Raw genomic sequence first — 14,385 nt, 5'->3', positions numbered from 1 at the left:
GCATGGCGTCCAGCCTGAGGCATCCGTCCGTTCGTGAAAAGCGATCGTCTACGATCAGTATCGTTCAGGATTTTCGATGGGATGCTCATGTTCGAGCTGCGACGCCTGCGCCTGCTGCATGAGCTGGCACTGCGGGGCACGCTGGCCGCCGTGGCGGAGGCGCTGTCGTACAGCCCGTCGACGATCTCGCAGCAGCTCGCGCAGCTCGAGAAGGAGGCGGGCGTGCCGCTTCTCGCCCCGGAGGGACGCCGCGTGCGCCTCACCGAGCACGGACAGGTCCTCGCCGCCCACGCCGCGCGCGCCCTCGACCAGGACGAGCGGGCCCGCGGCGAGCTCGAGTCCCTGCACCCGGGCCTCGCCCCCGTCCGCGTCGCCGTCATGCAGACGGCGGCGCTGGCCGTCGCGCCCGTCGCCCTCGCCCTCCTCGCTGAACGCGCCCCGTACCTCCGCGTCGAGCTCGTCGAGCTGCCTCCCGAGCGGGGGCTCTTCGAACTCGCCGCGCGCAGCGTCGACCTCGTGATCGCCGAGCAGTACCCGGGTCACACGCGTCCGCACGCGGCGGGCATCGAGCGCGAGATCCTGGGCATCGATTCCATCCGCGTGGCCGTTCCCGCGGGGGATTCCGCGCGGTCGCTCCACGATCTGCGCGCTCGGGCGTGGGTGATGGAGCCGGCGGGCACCGCCGCCCGGCTCTGGGCCGTCCAGCAGTGCCGCGCATCCGGCTTCGAACCCGACGTCCGCTTCGAGCTGGCCGACCTGTCGGCCCATGCCCGGCTCATCGCCGCCGGCCAGGCGGTCGGGGTGCTCCCGGATCTGCTGTGGGGCGGCGACCCGACGCCCGTCGCCGTGCTCGACCTCCCCGGGCGTCCGGCGCGCGAGATCTTCCTCGCGCAGCGCACCTCGTCCCAGGGCAGGGCGGGCATCGCCGAAGTCCGCAGCGCGCTGCAGGACGCGTTCCCGACGACCAGGCGGGATGCCGCGGGCTGACGTTTCGGGCGCTCCGGGCATGACAGGCGCCCGGGCACGCAGGCCCGGGTGCCTGTCAGGTCAGTGCCGTCACGCGCCGTCCGGACGCCGCGTCCGCGGCTCGTCCGCCGGCGGAGCGGTGTCGCCCGCGGCGGCCGCCGCGTCGACCCCGTCGTCGCGGTGCACGCGACGCACGCCGTCGTCCGACACGCCGACCGGCGCGTCCGAGCGATCGCTCGTGCGGGCGTCGGCGGTGCGCTCGTCGGTGCGGACGTCGCCGGCTGCCGCCGACGCGTTCCGGGCACCGGCGCCCGTCGCCGTGGCGCTGCGACCGTCGTCGCCGACATACGGGTCGACGTCGTCCGCCTTGCGCAGCCGCTCGGCCTGCTCGGCACGGAGCTTCGCGGCGTCCGACTCGTGCTCGTCGATCGTGCTCTGCCGCTTCTCGGCGTCGATCGACGCCTGCGCGGCGCGGGCGCGCGCCTGCTCGGCGGCCGCCGTGGCCGATGCCGCGTCCGCGCGGGCCTGGGCTACCTCCGCCTCGTGCTCCCGCGCCTTCAACTCGGACTCGCGCGCCTCGGCGCGCAGCTTCTCGGCCTTCTCGTGCTGCGCCTGCTCCCGCCGGTTGCGGCGGCCGCGCGCCGACAGCAGCAGCGCAACGAGGACGATCGCGACGACGACCACGATGCCGACGATGATCCAGATGAGGGTGGTCGTATCCACGGCCCCTCCTTCTCCCTCCGGCGCCGGCGGGGGTGCCGACGCCACCACTGTCAGCGAACCGCCCCGCCGCGGCCGCGCACAAACCCATTGCGCCCTTGCGCCGCCTGCGGTATCAGGCGCGGCGGCATCCTTTGGCATGGTCGGGACCTCCGTTTAGGATGTAGGGACCCGCTAACGCAGTGCCCCTTGTCCGCCCCCACATCAAGACTGAAGGGCCTGCGTGACCGACGTACCAGCTCTCACCTTCGACGGAGACCTTCCCGGCGACGACGCCGAGATGCTCCGCCTCCGCGAATGCTCGACCGAGCCCATCCGCACGATCGGCGCGATCCAGTCGCACGGCAGGCTGTTCGCAATCGATGAGGTCACAGGCGTCGTCGTCGCGGCGAGCGCCAACGCCGAGCACTGGCTCGGGCGCGACCTGCGCGAGGCCGGCAGCGACATGGTGTCGTGGTCGATCACCCACGGCGTCGCCGTCGACCCCGTGCGCGCCGAGTTCGAGGGCGTCGTCTACGACGTGATCGCCCACCGCGGCACGTCGCCGCTGGTCCTCGAGTTCGAGCCGGTGGTCCCCGGGCTCGACTACGTGCGCACCGGGGTCGTCGGCGCCATCCAGCGACTGGCGGCGATCACCGATCCCGATCAGCTGCGCCAGCAGGCGGCGCGTGAGATCAAGGCGATCACGGGCTACGACCGGGTGATGTGCTACCACTTCCACGACGACGCGCACGGGCAGGTCGTCGCCGACGAGCGCGAGCCCGACATGGAGCCCTACTTCGGCCTCCACTTCCCGGCATCCGACATCCCGGTCCAGGCGCGCACGCTCTACATCGAGAAGCGCTCCCGCGTGATCGCCGACACCGCAGACCCGGGGACGCCGATCCACACGCTCCTCCCGGAGGACAGCCCGCTGGACCTCGGCCCCACCGAGCTCCGCGCCGTCTCCCCTCACCACCTGCAGTTCATGCGGAACATGGGCCAGGCCTCCACGGTGTCGTTCGGGATCGTCCTGGACGACCAGCTGGTCGGCATGTTCACCTGCGCCCACCGGACGCCCCGCCGCATCCCGGTGCTGCTGCGCCGCGCGATCGAGGTGCTGGCCTCGCAGGTCGCCTCGCAGCTCGCCTCCGCCGAGCAGATCCGCAGGCTCCGCCGTCAGCTCGAGGCGAGGGAGCGGAGGATCGCGCTGATCGCCCCACTGTTCGGCCGCGCCGACGCGGGCTCCGTGCTCATGCGCGGAGAGCGCACGGTGCTCGACGTCGTTCCCGCCGACGGCGCGGTGCTGCGCCTCGGTGACGCGATCGACACCGTCGGCGTGGTCCCCGCGCCCGAGCGCCTGTTCGCCGTCGTGGACGAGCTGGGACCCGGGAGATTCCTCTGGGAGGCGCTGCCGATCGAGCGCCCCGAGCTCGCCGTCGAGATCCCGGGTGTCACCGGCCTGCTGGTCGTCCCGCTCGGCAGCGACGGCGACCGCCTGGTGTTCGTGCGCAGCGAGGTCGCCCGCACGGTGGAGTGGCTCGGCGATCAGCGACCCGAGAACCGCGAGCACCCCCTCTCCCCGCGACGGTCGTTCTCGGCCTGGCAGGAGAGCGTGACCGGCCGGAGCCTTCCGTGGGGCGAGCACGCCCAGGACGCCTACGACCTCGGCGAGGACATCCGCGCCGCGCTGGTGGCGCGGACGCAGGCCGAGCTCGCGGAGCTGGCGGTGCGCGACGCGCTCACCGGGCTCCACAACCGCCGGTACCTCGACGAGCGTCTCAACGATCTGCTCGGCGCCTCCGAGAGGTCCGTCGCGGTCGTCTTCCTCGACCTCGACGACTTCAAGCTGGTCAACGACACCCACGGCCACGAGATGGGGGACGCCGTCCTCGCGGCCATCGGCCGGCGGCTGAGCGGGGTCGCCCGCACGACCGACGTCGTCGTACGGCTGGGCGGGGACGAGTTCGTGATCGTGTGCGTCGACGCGAGTCCGGCCGAGGCGGCGGCTGTCGCCGGCCGCGCGCTCGCGGCGATCACCGAGCCGATCGTCGTGCGCGACATCGAGATGCGCGTGCACGCGTCGGCCGGCGTCGTCGCCGCCCAGCGCGGTACCGGCGCGAGCGAACTGCTCGATGCCGCCGACGCCGCCATGTACCGCGCGAAGCGCGGGGGCGGTGGACGCGTCTCAGCGTGAGGCGGGGAGCTCCGGCTCGGGCACGATGCGCAGGCCGCCCGACGAGTTCGCGGTGTCGACGAGCTCCTGAAGCCACAGCCGGTTGATCTCGGGCATGGGTGCCTCGTACTCGAAGCGCAGCATGGTGACCGGCGAGATCCACATCGCCTGACGCACCGACGTCTCTTCGTCGACGATGGCGAAGGAGAGGTTCTCTCGGCGTCGCAGCTTGGCCATGATGACCAGTTCGACATGCGCCAGCGCCCGGTCGTCGATCTTGAAGGACGCCGGCGGGGAGCCGTAGTGAAGTGTGCCCACGCCTCGATCCTACGCGGCACGCCACCGGGTACGCTGGGGCCATGGCGATCGTGAACCGGCTGACTGTCGATGGACGCGACTACTTCCTCCCCGACCCCGTCACCGAGCTCAAGAACAGCATCCTCGAGGCGATCAAGGCGGGCGGCGGCTATGTCAACGTCCCACCCCTGCGCGGCGGACCCGGGGTCGACATCCTCTTCTCGCCGGGCATGCCGGTGACCTGGTCCCAGTTCGAGGTCGGCGACACCGTCCCGAGCGCCGGCGCCCCGGTGGACGAGATCTCCGACGACGTCGCGGACTACGGCCTCTGAGGGTCGCGGGCGACGGCTCCTGAGCCGAGTCCCGCGATGATCCCCCGAGTCCGACGCCCGAGGCTCACGCGTGCGGGCTCAGGCTTCTCCTGCCAGCACGACGTCCATCTGCTCGACGGGCAGCGGCAGACCCCACAGGTAGCCCTGGCCACGGTGGCAGCCGCGGCTGCGTGAGCGCTCGAAGTCGTCGAGGGTCTCGATCCCTTCGGCGACGACACGCCACCCGTGGTTCGCACTGCTGTCCACCACGGCGGAGATCGCGTCCTCTGCCGCGGCATCGACGCGCTGGGTGAGCGATCGATCGATCTTCACCTCGTCGATCGGCAGGGTCTCGAGCATTGCGACGTCGCCGCCGGCGTCGAAGTCGTCGACCGAGATGGCGACGCCCTCCGCCCGCAGCGCCTCGATGGCCGAGAGCATGCCGGGGCGCAGCTGGGGCAGGGGCGCCTCGGTGATCTCGACGGTCACGCCGGCGGGATCGAGTCCGAGCTCGTCCAGCCTGGTCAGCACCGTGCCCGCATAGCGGGTGGAGAAGTGAGCGGGAGACGCGTTCACCGCCAGCCCGACGGTGTGACCGGACTTCCGCCACCGCGCGACGTGCTCGGTCGCGAGAGCGAATACGCGCGTGTCGATCTCTTCGAGGAACTCGCCGCGCTCGGCCAGCGCGATGAACCGGTCGGGTGGCACTGCTCCCAGCGTCACATGATTCCAGCGACAGAGCGCTTCGACTGCATCCGGCGGCGACGTCTCAGACGGCGCGGCCGCGCCCGTCTGAAGATCGAATTGGCCCTGGAAGGCGAGTGTCAAGGCACCGGAGGACAGAGCCGTTCGCAGATCCCGAGTGAGCTGAGGCGTGCTGACCATCTCACAAGATTCGGTGATTTGCGCCTTCGGGCGCAACACCAGACACGGATCGTCAAAACCGCTATAATCCACGCTCACACCCCATCGGGCTCCACGACACGCCCGCAAAGCCGCTCGGAAGGCTACTGTAGATCCGATGGGCACGCTCACCTATGACACCAGGGTCACCGCTTCCTTCGACGACCGCGTCCTGGCCCACCTGCAGACCGTGATCTGGGCCAAGCTCCGTCGCGGGGAGTCCTTTCCTTTCACGTGGACGGACCCCATGCGCAGCGGCCTGGGGCGCACCTCGGTGTGGCTGAGCCCGCATGTGTCGCTCGCGTTCGAGTACTTCGGCGGACGCCAGCCCCGCCTCAACCCCGCCTGGATCGACGCACTCACCAAGGCCGCGAACTCTCCCGGCGGCCTGACCCTCGTCCCCGAGCCCGAGGCGCCGACAGGCGCTCCATAGTCGACCGCTCCCGATCCGTCAAGGGCACCCACCTGATTCACGGCGTGTCTAGCGTTCTACGCATGACACAGCACGCTGACGACATCGACACGCGCTGGGCGATCCACTGGTCGAGCCCGGAGCGCGGCGCATGGGCCGCAGACCGCTTCGGCCGCACCGTGGGCGAGGTGAAGCGGGACGATCGCGGCTACGTCGCGACCCGCGGCCGCCGCACGATCGGCCGATTCCGGTCCCTCGATGCGGCACTGGACGCCGTCGACCGGCGGCCGCTGACGACCGCCGACCCGAGCAGCAGGCTCTGGACGATGCTGCTCGCGACCGTCAACGTCGGAATCCTCGCGGCCATCTCGCTCGTCACGGCGGTCATCCTCCGCTGATCGCCGGCCGAACGCCGTCGCTCAGCGCCAGACGCTGGGCGCCTCCGCACGAGTAGGCGGAAGAGCGGATGCCGCGGCCCACTCGTGCACCCAGGCATCCACCTCGGGGATGCCCTCGGGCCGGCCGACCGCCGCGAAGAGCTCTTCGTGCGAGAGGGTGCCGCCGGCGCGCTTCATCATCCGTGCTCGGATGATGGCACGGGCGTACACCTCGCCGTCGACGACCGCTCGATGCTCGAGGTAGACGGCCCTGTCGTCGTGCCCGATCATGCGGGACTCGATGTCGAACCGCTGCCACAGGTTGAGCGACTTGCGGAACGTCACCGTCTCGCTGGACACGACGGCGTACCACCCGTAGCGCTTCATGACGTCCCACAGGCCGGTCCGCACGAGCAGATCCCAGCGGCCGAGGTCGAACAGCGACAGGTAGCGCCCGTTGTTCATGTGGCGCAGCAGATCGATGTCGGTCGGCAGCGTGGTGACCCGCACCCGCCCGATCTCGGTCGGCCCGATCCGCCCGGAGCGGCGCAGGCGCCGGCGCGCGGTCAGCATCACGATCAGGGTCCGCCACAACACGTTCACGACGAGCGATGGTAGCGATCCGGAACCGATCCGCCGATTCGGTTGTCGGAATCCGCAGTCGCCCGGACGCCGGCGGGCCGAAGCGGTACGTCGCGTGCGCGCGCGATCCGGCGGATTTCAGGTCTCGCCCGGGGCCGCGTAGAGTCTGGCCCATGGAAGCCGAAACCCAGACCGACATCGTCGTCCGTCCGGTGCGCGACGTCGACGCGGAGGCCCTCGGCCGCGTCCACGCGACGTGCTGGCACGAGACGTACGACCACCTCATCAGCAAGGCCGCCCTCGAGGCGGTCTCCCCCAAGCGCCTCGCCGAGCTCTGGACCCACTGGGCCGTCCAGGGCCCGGAGTTCAAGATGTTCGCCGCGCTCGTCAACGGCGAGATCGTCGGATTCGCGGGGTCCGGCCCCGCCCGCGACAAGGACGCCCCGCGCTTCCGCGAGCTCTACTTCATCTACCTGCTCGACGCATACCACGGCACCGGCATCGGCCAGCGGCTCTTCGACTCGGTCGTCGAGCCCGCCGAGGGCCTGTACCTGTGGGTCGCCGACGACAACCCCCGCGCGCACCGGTTCTACACGCGCAACGGCTTCACGCTCGACGGTGCGACGCACACCGAACCCTTCCTCGGCGAGACGCTGACCGAGGTGCGCTTCGTGCGCTGATCCCTCGCGGCCCGCGCTCGGCGGAGGGCGTGTCCGGTCCGCCGGGCACGCCCTCTGTCGTTCGCGGAACGTGCGTGACGTCGTCGTGACGCGGCGCGGCACCACGAGCCCGGAGCCGGCGCGGGCGATGACCCGCCGGCGATCGGAAAGACTGGACCCATGGCCTCCGCTCGCACCCGCCTCACCGTCTGGCCGCTGGACGGCATCCCCGAGATCACCGCAGGGACCGATCTCGTCGACGTCATCGCGACAGCGGCGACGGGCGACCTCGCCGACGGCGACATCCTCGTGGTGACCTCGAAGATCGTCTCGAAGGCCGAGGGGCGCTTCGTCGTCGCCGACGACCGCGAAGACGCCATCACCGCCGAGACGGTGCGGGTCGTGGCATCGCGCACCTCCCCGACCGGCGCCACCACCCGCATCGTCGAGAACCGCCTGGGCATGGTGTCGGCCGCAGCCGGCGTCGACGCGTCGAACACTCCCGAGGGCACCGTCCTGCTGCTGCCCATCGACCCCGACGCGTCGGCACGCGCCATCGCCGGCGGTCTGCGGGAGCGGCTGGGCGTCGAGGTGGGCGTCATCGTCTCCGACACGCTCGGCCGCGCCTGGCGCGAGGGCCAGACCGATCACGCGATCGGCGCCGGCGGCGTGCTGGTCTTCGAGGACCTGCGCGGAGGGACGGATGCCGAGGGCCGGCCGCTCGTCGTCACCATGCCGTGCGTCGGCGACGAGCTGGCCGCCGCCGCCGATCTCGTCAAGGGCAAGGCCGCACGCCTGCCCGTCGCCGTGGTGCGCGGTCGCGGCGACCTCGTCGGGCCGCTGGACCTTCCCGGCGCCCGTTCCATCGTGCGCCCGCTCGAGCGCGACATGTTCCGCCTCGGCGCCGACGAGGCCTATGCGGAGGGCTTCGCCGCCGGCGCGCACCCGCCCCCCCCCCCCCCCGCGGCCCCGGGGGGGGCGGGGGCGGGGCCCCCCCCCCCCCCCCCCCCCCCCGGGGGCGGCGGCGGGTCGGGCGGTCGGGGCTCAGCCCTCGGACCGGAGCACGACCTCGCCCGCCGAGACCTGGACGGTGATCGTGCTGGCGGCACCCGGCGTCGAGCCGAGGTCGTTGTCGAACCCGCCGGCGGACACGTCGGAGGTCACGTCGTAGTCGCCCTCGGGGACGGTGAGCCGCAGCGATCCGGCGCTCACGTCCATGTCGATCGAGTCGGGGCGGCTGCCGGTCAGCCGGGCCTCCATGGAGCCGGCGCTCACCGTCAGCACGGCCGTGCCGACGTCCTCGAGCTCGAGGTTGCCCCGGCCGGCACTCATGTCCGCCGTCAGCGTCTCGGCCGAGCCCGTCACGTCGAACGACCCGGCGGCCAGTGAGATGTCCAGCGCACCGAACTCGCCGTCGGTGACGAACTCACCGGCCGACAGCGAGACGTCGGCGTCGAGGCCCTCGAGTGCGACAGGCAGGCGCAGCACGGCATCCGTCCGCTGGTCGCCGAACCACCCGCCCCAGCCGAACCAGCCGAACCGGTCGGGGGACGCGACCTCGAGGGTGTCGCCCTGACGCTCGAACCGCCACACGTCGGCGCCCCACGAGCTCGTGACCTCGAGCTCGGCCTCGGCGACGTCGGTGAACTCCACCTGGAGCGTGCCGGCGGCGGCGTCCACGTCGAGCTGGTCGACATCCGCGACGTCGACCGTGCGGGTCGAGGTGGACACGGACGCCGAGGCGATCGTGCCCACGGCCGCCGAGATCATCGCGCCGAGGAGCACCAGTCCCCCGAACACGATCAGCACGATCGCGACGACGCGCGACCCGCTGGAGGGCGGCGGCGCATCGGCGGGCCGATCCGGGACGGCGGAGGAGGGCGGAGGAGGCGGGGTCATGGTGGTGCTCATCGGTTCGTTCCTGTCTGCGGCGCGCGGCCGCCTGGTGTGATGCCGGGCGGCGTGGTGCCGCCGTGCTCGAGGTGGGCGAGCGCCGCGAGGACGCGGCGGTTGCCCGATTCGTCGGGTTCGAGGTCCAGCTTCTGGAAGACCGCGGTGATGTGCTTCTCGACGCTGCCCTCGCTGACGTGGAGTGTCTTGGCGATGGCCTGGTTGGAGCGGCCCTCCGCGATCAGGGCGAGCACGGAGGACTCGCGCTCGGTGAGCCGCAGCATCCGCTCATCCCGCTTCCTGCGGCTGAGCAGCTGCGCGACGACCTCGGGGTCAAGCACGGTGGCCCCGGACCCGATGCGGTCGATCGCCTCGAGGAACTCGGTCACGTCGGCGACGCGGTCCTTGAGGAGGTAGCCGAGCGCGCCGCCGCTGGACGAGATGAGGTCTGCGGCGTAGCGCTCCTCCACGTACTGCGACAGCACGAGGACCGCCAGCTCGGGAAGCCGCGCACGCAGCGACAGCGCGGCGCGGATGCCTTCGTCGGTCCAGGTCGGCGGAAGCCGCACGTCGAGGATGCACAGCTCGGGGGCGGTCCGGTCGACCGTCTCGTCGAGGTGCGAGGCGTCGGGGAGCGCGGCGGCCACCTCGTGGCCGGCGTCCTCGAGCACGCGCACGAGGCCGGCGCGCAGCAGCGCGGAGTCTTCGACGATCAGGATGCGCACGGGATGCTCACCTCCACGCTGGTCGGGCCGCCGGCGGGGCTGTCGATGCGGGCTTCGCCGCCCGCGGCGAGGACGCGGTTGACGATGCCGTCCAGACCGCCGCCGGGGACGACGCGCGCGCCGCCGACGCCGTTGTCCTCGACGCGCGCCCACAGGACCCCCGGCTCGCGCAGCCGCACCACGACACGGACTTCGGTGGCCCGGGAGTGCTTGGCGGCGTTCGTCAGCGCCTCGGCGATCACGAAGTACGCCGCCGCCTCGGTGTCGCGACTGCAGCGGCCGTCGAGTCGCACGTCGGTGTGCACGGGGACCACCGACCGGGCGACCAGCGCCGACAGTGCGGCGTCGAGGCCCCGATCGTCGAGGACCGAGGTGTGGATGCCGCGGGCGAGCTGCCGCAGCTCGGTGATGGCGGCCTTCGTCGAGGTGTGGGCCTCGCTGATCAGCGCCTTCGCGGCCTCGGGGTCGGCGTCGATCTTCTGCTGCGCCAGTCCGAGCGTCATGCCGACGGACACCAGCCGAGGCTGCACCCCGTCGTGAAGGTCGCGTTCGATGCGCGTGCGCTCCACGTCGGCGGCGCGCACGGCACCGGCGTGCTGCAGGCTCGAGGCGCGCGCGGCGGCCGCGAGCTGGGCCTCGCGCGAGGGCACCATGACGGCGCGCGAGATGACGCCGTGGAGGACGCCCAGCCCGACGAGGCCGGCGGCGGAGACGAGCACCGCGAGGATGCCGACCGGCAGCGCCCACGAGAGCGGCACGTCGATGCCGGTGCGTGCGAGGCGCACGGCACTGGCATCCGCGAAGAGCGGCGCGAAGGCCAGCACGACGCCCGACACGAGCAGCCCCGCGAGGGCGACCACGACCCAGCCGAGGATCGTCGCGATCGCGAGGTTCGCGATCGCGCGCCACGTGGAGAGGTCGATCGCCTGCAGCCACACCGTGCGGAGGAAGCCGCCGAAGCCGGGCCGGCCGCTCGACCGGGGCCGGGGTGCCGCGAGCCCGAACCGGTAGAGCCCGTCGACGCGCTGCGTCTCGAGCCAGCCGACGGCGTACAGCACGTAGACGAGCGCGAAGAGCACCAGCAGGCCGACGCCGAGGACGAACAGCAGCCCGATGCCGAGGCCGAGCATCGAGAAGAGGAGCGAGAACACCGCGGCGCCGATGACGCCGAGTGCGGCGAGCTGCGCGATCGCGCCCGCCACCTGGGCCGGCCGCGTCACCGGGCGGGAGTGGGAAGTGTCCGAGGAGGTCATGCCCCTTACGGTAGGCGCGCGGGGCGCGCGGCGCGCCAGAGGAAGCCGGAGACCTCGGTTCGGGTTATCCCCCAGGCCGGGCCGCCCTCGGGCGGGCTGGTGACCCAGGATGGGAACGGCCCCCGCCATCGGGACGTGGCGTGTCGGGATCGCGGGCTAGGGACGTCGATCTGCGAGGAGCCGACCTCGGCCAGGTCGTCGGCATGGCGGGACTGCGCGGTGCCACGATCTCGCCCGAGCAGCTGCAGCTCATGGCGCCCGGACTGGCCGATCTCGCCGGCCTCGTCGTCGAGCCCTGACCGGGCCGCGACGGGCGCTCGGTCCAACGGCTGCGGGCGCGCGAGCGCCCGACCGTCAGGCGTGCGTCAGCGGCCGCTCACCTTGCCGAAGAGGCGGGCGATGGGGGCGAGCACGAGCGGGCGGGCGGTGATCCACGCGGCGGCGATGACGACGAGCGAGGCGGCGAAGAACCAGAACCCGGTCCAATTGTCGGCGTACGCGTTCGGGTCGGTCGAGCCCTGCGCGGCGTACATGTGGTTCAGGTTGCGCAGCGCCCCGGTCGCGAACACCAGGAACACGTGCACCGCGATGAACGCCACGAAGTACAGCATCACCGGGAAGTGCACCGCGCGGGCCCACTCCACCGGGTACGCCTTGTTGAGCCCGGTGGCGTTCTTCGGCCACACCCCCGACATCCGCACCCCGGTGATCGCGGCCAGCGGCGCGGCCAGGAACACCGTGACGAAGTACGCCAGCTGCTGCAGCGCGTTGTAGTTCACCCAGCCGTTCTCGGTGGGCCAGTCCAGCGACACGTACTGCAGGCCCGCCGAGACCGCGTTGGGGAACACCTCCCACGACGTCGGCACGATCCGCATCCACTGCCCGGTGAGGAACAGCAGCACCACGAAGATCACGCCGTTGACCAGCCACAGGATGTCCAGCGACTGGTGGAACCACAGGTTCAGGCTGATCTTGCGGCGGTTGTTGCTGCGCGGCGACCAGAACACGCTCGGCCGCTTCTCGGTGCGCACCTGCAGGCCGGTGCGGATGATCAGCACCATCAGGAACACGTTGAAGAAGTGCTGCCACCCCAGCCACGCCGGGAACCCGACCGGCGCGCCCTCGGGCAGGTGGTACTCGCCCGGGTACACCGCGAGGAAGTCCATCCCCCACGGCGTCGACAGCAGGAACCGCACCAGCGCGACCGCCAGCGCCGCCGCGAACAGCAGCCCGGCACCGCCGACGACCACCGCCCCCGCCCACTGCAGTTTCGTGAAGGGGCCGATCCGCTGCGGCTCGACCCGGGACGCCGGGCGGGTGCGCGCGGCCGCGCCCTCCCACACCGTCCTCGTGAACGGCAGCGGCTGCGACAGCGGCACCCCGCTGGGCGTCACCGCCGCGGTTGGGACAGCCGGGACGACGGATGCCGCCACCGGGGTCTCGGGCAGCGTCGGCGCCTCGACGGGCCTCGGCGTGTCGACGGATGCCTCGACCGGCGCCGCGACGGCGCCCTCGGCGTCGGGTGCTCCGGCGGTGGCGGCCCGGGCGGCGGGCGCGAGACCTGCCGGCGGCCACGGCTCGCCGCCGGCCACACGCGGCAGTCCGCGACGCAGCGGCTTCGCCCCGTCAGCGGCCACCGCCGGTGGCTGCGCCACCGCCGCAGCGGAGGCGGCGACGTCGCGCGCTTCGGGTGCTTCGTCGACGGGGGTCGCGGCCGCCGGGGCGGCCGCAGGAGCGGCGGCGACGGGAGCGGCGGGAGCCGCCGCAGCGGGAGCGACGGGAGCCGCCGCAGCGGCGACGACGGATGCCGGCGGCCAGGGCTCGCCGCCCGGGACGCGCGGCAGACCGCGGCGGATCGCGCGTTCCCCGCCACCGACCACGGAGCTCGTCCCGTCGGCCACGGAGCTCGTCCCACCGGTCTGCACGCCGGCCGAGGGGCTCGCGGCCGTTTCGGCAGGCTCGGCGGGCGGGGCGGGAGCGGACTCGGTCGCGGCAGCCGACGATGACACGGCGACCGAGACGGCTTGGGCCGTGAGCGACGGGACGGCCTCGCCCCTGCCGTCCCCGTTGGGGACCGGAGCGTCGCCGGCGGGCGGCCACGGCTCACCGCCGGGCACCCTGGGCAGCCCGCGCCGCACCGCAGAACCGTACGTGGCCATCCCGGGTTACGCCTTCTTCGCCTCGAGCGCGGAGATCAGCTGCGGCACGACCTGGAACACGTCGCCGACCACCCCGAAATCGGCGATCTCGAAGATCGGGGCATCCGCGTCCTTGTTGATCGCGACGATCGTCTTCGCCGTCTGCATCCCCGCCTTGTGCTGGATCGCGCCGGAGATCCCGAGCGCGACATACAGCTGCGGCGACACCGACACCCCGGTCTGCCCGACCTGATACGTCTGCGGCACATACCCGGCGTCCACCGCGGCGCGCGACGCGCCCACCGCCGCGCCCAGCGTGTCGGCGAGCTGCTCGACCAGGGCGAACTTCTCCCCCGATCCGAGACCGCGCCCGCCGGAGACGACCTTCACCGCGCCGCGCAGCTCCGGACGCGACGACGACACCACCGCCTGATCGACCGACGTGACCGTCGCCGCCTTCCGGCCGGAGGCACGCACCTCGAGCGGCTCCGCCTCGACACCGTCGACCGCGTCGGCGCGGGCATCCACCGATCCCTGCCGGATCGTGATCACCGGCGCACCCCACGTCACCGCGGATTCCACGTTGTACGCACCGCCGTACACGGAGTGGTGCGCGACCACGCCCTCCGCGTCCCGCGAGACACCGACCGCGTCCACCGCGATGCCCGACCGGGTGCGGGCCGCGTACCGACCCGCGACATCGCGGCCCTCGATCGAGTGCGACACCAGGACCGCGTCCGGGCGGACCAGATCCGCCGCCGCCGTCAATGCGTCCACGACCGGAACGGTCAGCCCCTCACCGGGAGGGGCGACCAGCACGTGCGCCGCGCCGAGAGCCGCGGCATCCGCCGCCAGCGCCGCATCGCCCACCACCACCGCGACCGGCGTGCCCACCGAGGCGGCAGCCCCCAGCACCTCCGCGGCGGACTTGGCCAGCCCGCCCGACGGGGTGGTGTCCAGGAGGACCACGATGGAGTCATCTGCAAACGTCATCACA

At 72.6% G+C, this 14,385-nt stretch carries 16 protein-coding genes and 1 pseudogene; 8 read left to right on the top strand and 9 right to left on the bottom strand.

What is annotated here, in order from left to right:
• Positions 1-87 precede the first annotated feature (87 nt).
• Complete coding sequence (locus V6R91_RS04815; protein WP_442928104.1) at positions 88-987, top strand: LysR family transcriptional regulator; 900 nt, start codon at positions 88-90, stop codon at positions 985-987.
• A 69-nt stretch (positions 988-1,056) separates the two neighbouring features.
• On the opposite strand, the gene V6R91_RS04810 is transcribed toward V6R91_RS04815, so the two are convergent.
• Complete coding sequence (locus V6R91_RS04810; RefSeq protein WP_336394443.1) at positions 1,057-1,689, bottom strand: hypothetical protein; 633 nt, start codon at positions 1,687-1,689, stop codon at positions 1,057-1,059.
• Between the two features lie 220 nt (positions 1,690-1,909).
• On the opposite strand from V6R91_RS04810, the gene V6R91_RS04805 reads away from it, so the two are divergent.
• Complete coding sequence (locus tag V6R91_RS04805; RefSeq protein ID WP_336394442.1) at positions 1,910-3,862, top strand: bifunctional diguanylate cyclase/phosphodiesterase; 1,953 nt, start codon at positions 1,910-1,912, stop codon at positions 3,860-3,862.
• On the opposite strand, the gene V6R91_RS04800 is transcribed toward V6R91_RS04805, so the two are convergent.
• Positions 3,854-4,159 carry a DUF7882 family protein gene (locus V6R91_RS04800; RefSeq protein ID WP_336394441.1) on the bottom strand — a complete coding sequence of 102 codons (306 nt, stop codon included), beginning with the start codon at positions 4,157-4,159 and terminating at the stop codon, positions 3,854-3,856. The genes V6R91_RS04805 and V6R91_RS04800 overlap by 9 nt on opposite strands.
• Positions 4,160-4,200: 41 nt before the next feature.
• Here V6R91_RS04800 and V6R91_RS04795 point away from each other — a divergent pair, with 41 nt between their 5' ends.
• Entirely contained in the window at positions 4,201-4,470 is a 270-nt protein-coding gene (locus tag V6R91_RS04795; RefSeq protein ID WP_336394440.1) for a hypothetical protein, read from the top strand.
• Between the two features lie 78 nt (positions 4,471-4,548).
• Here the strand turns inward: V6R91_RS04795 and V6R91_RS04790 are convergent, their stop codons facing one another.
• Positions 4,549-5,334, bottom strand: a complete 786-nt coding sequence (locus V6R91_RS04790; protein ID WP_336395043.1) for an EAL domain-containing protein — start codon at positions 5,332-5,334, stop codon at positions 4,549-4,551.
• A gap of 136 nt (positions 5,335-5,470) precedes the next feature.
• Between V6R91_RS04790 and V6R91_RS04785 the strand changes: the two genes are divergently transcribed.
• On the top strand, positions 5,471-5,785 hold the full coding sequence (locus tag V6R91_RS04785) for a DUF7882 family protein (RefSeq protein ID WP_336394439.1): 315 nt from the start codon (positions 5,471-5,473) through the stop codon (positions 5,783-5,785).
• Positions 5,786-5,847: 62 nt separating this feature from the next.
• On the top strand, positions 5,848-6,162 hold the full coding sequence (locus tag V6R91_RS04780) for a hypothetical protein (RefSeq protein ID WP_336394438.1): 315 nt from the start codon (positions 5,848-5,850) through the stop codon (positions 6,160-6,162).
• Between the two features lie 21 nt (positions 6,163-6,183).
• Here the strand turns inward: V6R91_RS04780 and V6R91_RS04775 are convergent, their stop codons facing one another.
• Positions 6,184-6,744: an acyl-CoA thioesterase gene (locus tag V6R91_RS04775; RefSeq protein ID WP_336394437.1), complete on the bottom strand. Its 561-nt coding sequence runs from the start codon at positions 6,742-6,744 to the stop codon at positions 6,184-6,186.
• A gap of 152 nt (positions 6,745-6,896) precedes the next feature.
• Here V6R91_RS04775 and V6R91_RS04770 point away from each other — a divergent pair, with 152 nt between their 5' ends.
• Positions 6,897-7,403, top strand: a complete 507-nt coding sequence (locus tag V6R91_RS04770; protein WP_336394436.1) for a GNAT family N-acetyltransferase — start codon at positions 6,897-6,899, stop codon at positions 7,401-7,403.
• Positions 7,404-7,562: 159 nt separating this feature from the next.
• Positions 7,563-8,321: pseudogene (gene cofE / locus V6R91_RS04765) on the top strand (coenzyme F420-0:L-glutamate ligase); the annotation flags it as partial.
• 105 nt (positions 8,322-8,426) lie between these two features.
• Here the strand turns inward: cofE and V6R91_RS04760 are convergent.
• From V6R91_RS04760 to V6R91_RS04750, 3 genes are read right to left on the bottom strand one after another with little or no spacing between them, the layout of a single operon-like run.
• Positions 8,427-9,293, bottom strand: a complete 867-nt coding sequence (locus V6R91_RS04760) for a DUF4097 family beta strand repeat-containing protein (protein ID WP_336394435.1) — start codon at positions 9,291-9,293, stop codon at positions 8,427-8,429.
• Positions 9,290-9,997: a response regulator transcription factor gene (locus V6R91_RS04755; protein WP_336394434.1), complete on the bottom strand. Its 708-nt coding sequence runs from the start codon at positions 9,995-9,997 to the stop codon at positions 9,290-9,292. The genes V6R91_RS04760 and V6R91_RS04755 overlap by 4 nt, the downstream gene beginning before the upstream one ends.
• On the bottom strand, positions 9,985-11,250 hold the full coding sequence (locus tag V6R91_RS04750) for a sensor histidine kinase (protein ID WP_336394433.1): 1,266 nt from the start codon (positions 11,248-11,250) through the stop codon (positions 9,985-9,987). The genes V6R91_RS04755 and V6R91_RS04750 overlap by 13 nt, the downstream gene beginning before the upstream one ends.
• A gap of 140 nt (positions 11,251-11,390) precedes the next feature.
• On the opposite strand from V6R91_RS04750, the gene V6R91_RS04745 reads away from it, so the two are divergent.
• Positions 11,391-11,549 carry a hypothetical protein gene (locus V6R91_RS04745; protein ID WP_336394432.1) on the top strand — a complete coding sequence of 53 codons (159 nt, stop codon included), beginning with the start codon at positions 11,391-11,393 and terminating at the stop codon, positions 11,547-11,549.
• A gap of 66 nt (positions 11,550-11,615) precedes the next feature.
• Here V6R91_RS04745 and V6R91_RS04740 read toward each other — a convergent pair whose 3' ends face one another.
• Positions 11,616-13,409, bottom strand: a complete 1,794-nt coding sequence (locus tag V6R91_RS04740; RefSeq protein ID WP_336394431.1) for a cytochrome b/b6 domain-containing protein — start codon at positions 13,407-13,409, stop codon at positions 11,616-11,618.
• 6 nt (positions 13,410-13,415) lie between these two features.
• Positions 13,416-14,381, bottom strand: a complete 966-nt coding sequence (locus V6R91_RS04735; RefSeq protein WP_336394430.1) for an electron transfer flavoprotein subunit alpha/FixB family protein — start codon at positions 14,379-14,381, stop codon at positions 13,416-13,418.
• Between the last annotated feature and the right edge of the window lie 4 nt (positions 14,382-14,385).

It is taken from the genome of Microbacterium sp. CCNWLW41, from assembly GCF_037083505.1.
This window is presented reverse-complemented; position numbering and strand designations above follow the sequence as displayed.

What these genes read in the sequence shown, in the direction of transcription:
- V6R91_RS04760 (WP_336394435.1), bottom strand. Translation starts at nt 9,293, where the DNA reads ATGAGCACCACCATGACCCCGCCTCCTCCGCCCTCCTCCGCCGTCCCG.
- V6R91_RS04750 (WP_336394433.1), bottom strand. Translation starts at nt 11,250, where the DNA reads ATGACCTCCTCGGACACTTCCCACTCCCGCCCGGTGACGCGGCCGGCC.
- V6R91_RS04740 (WP_336394431.1), bottom strand. Translation starts at nt 13,409, where the DNA reads ATGGCCACGTACGGTTCTGCGGTGCGGCGCGGGCTGCCCAGGGTGCCC.
- V6R91_RS04790 (WP_336395043.1), bottom strand. Translation starts at nt 5,334, where the DNA reads ATGGTCAGCACGCCTCAGCTCACTCGGGATCTGCGAACGGCTCTGTCC.
- V6R91_RS04735 (WP_336394430.1), bottom strand. Translation starts at nt 14,381, where the DNA reads ATGACGTTTGCAGATGACTCCATCGTGGTCCTCCTGGACACCACCCCG.
- V6R91_RS04815 (WP_442928104.1), top strand. Translation starts at nt 88, where the DNA reads ATGTTCGAGCTGCGACGCCTGCGCCTGCTGCATGAGCTGGCACTGCGG.
- V6R91_RS04785 (WP_336394439.1), top strand. Translation starts at nt 5,471, where the DNA reads ATGGGCACGCTCACCTATGACACCAGGGTCACCGCTTCCTTCGACGAC.
- V6R91_RS04780 (WP_336394438.1), top strand. Translation starts at nt 5,848, where the DNA reads ATGACACAGCACGCTGACGACATCGACACGCGCTGGGCGATCCACTGG.
- V6R91_RS04770 (WP_336394436.1), top strand. Translation starts at nt 6,897, where the DNA reads ATGGAAGCCGAAACCCAGACCGACATCGTCGTCCGTCCGGTGCGCGAC.
- V6R91_RS04795 (WP_336394440.1), top strand. Translation starts at nt 4,201, where the DNA reads ATGGCGATCGTGAACCGGCTGACTGTCGATGGACGCGACTACTTCCTC.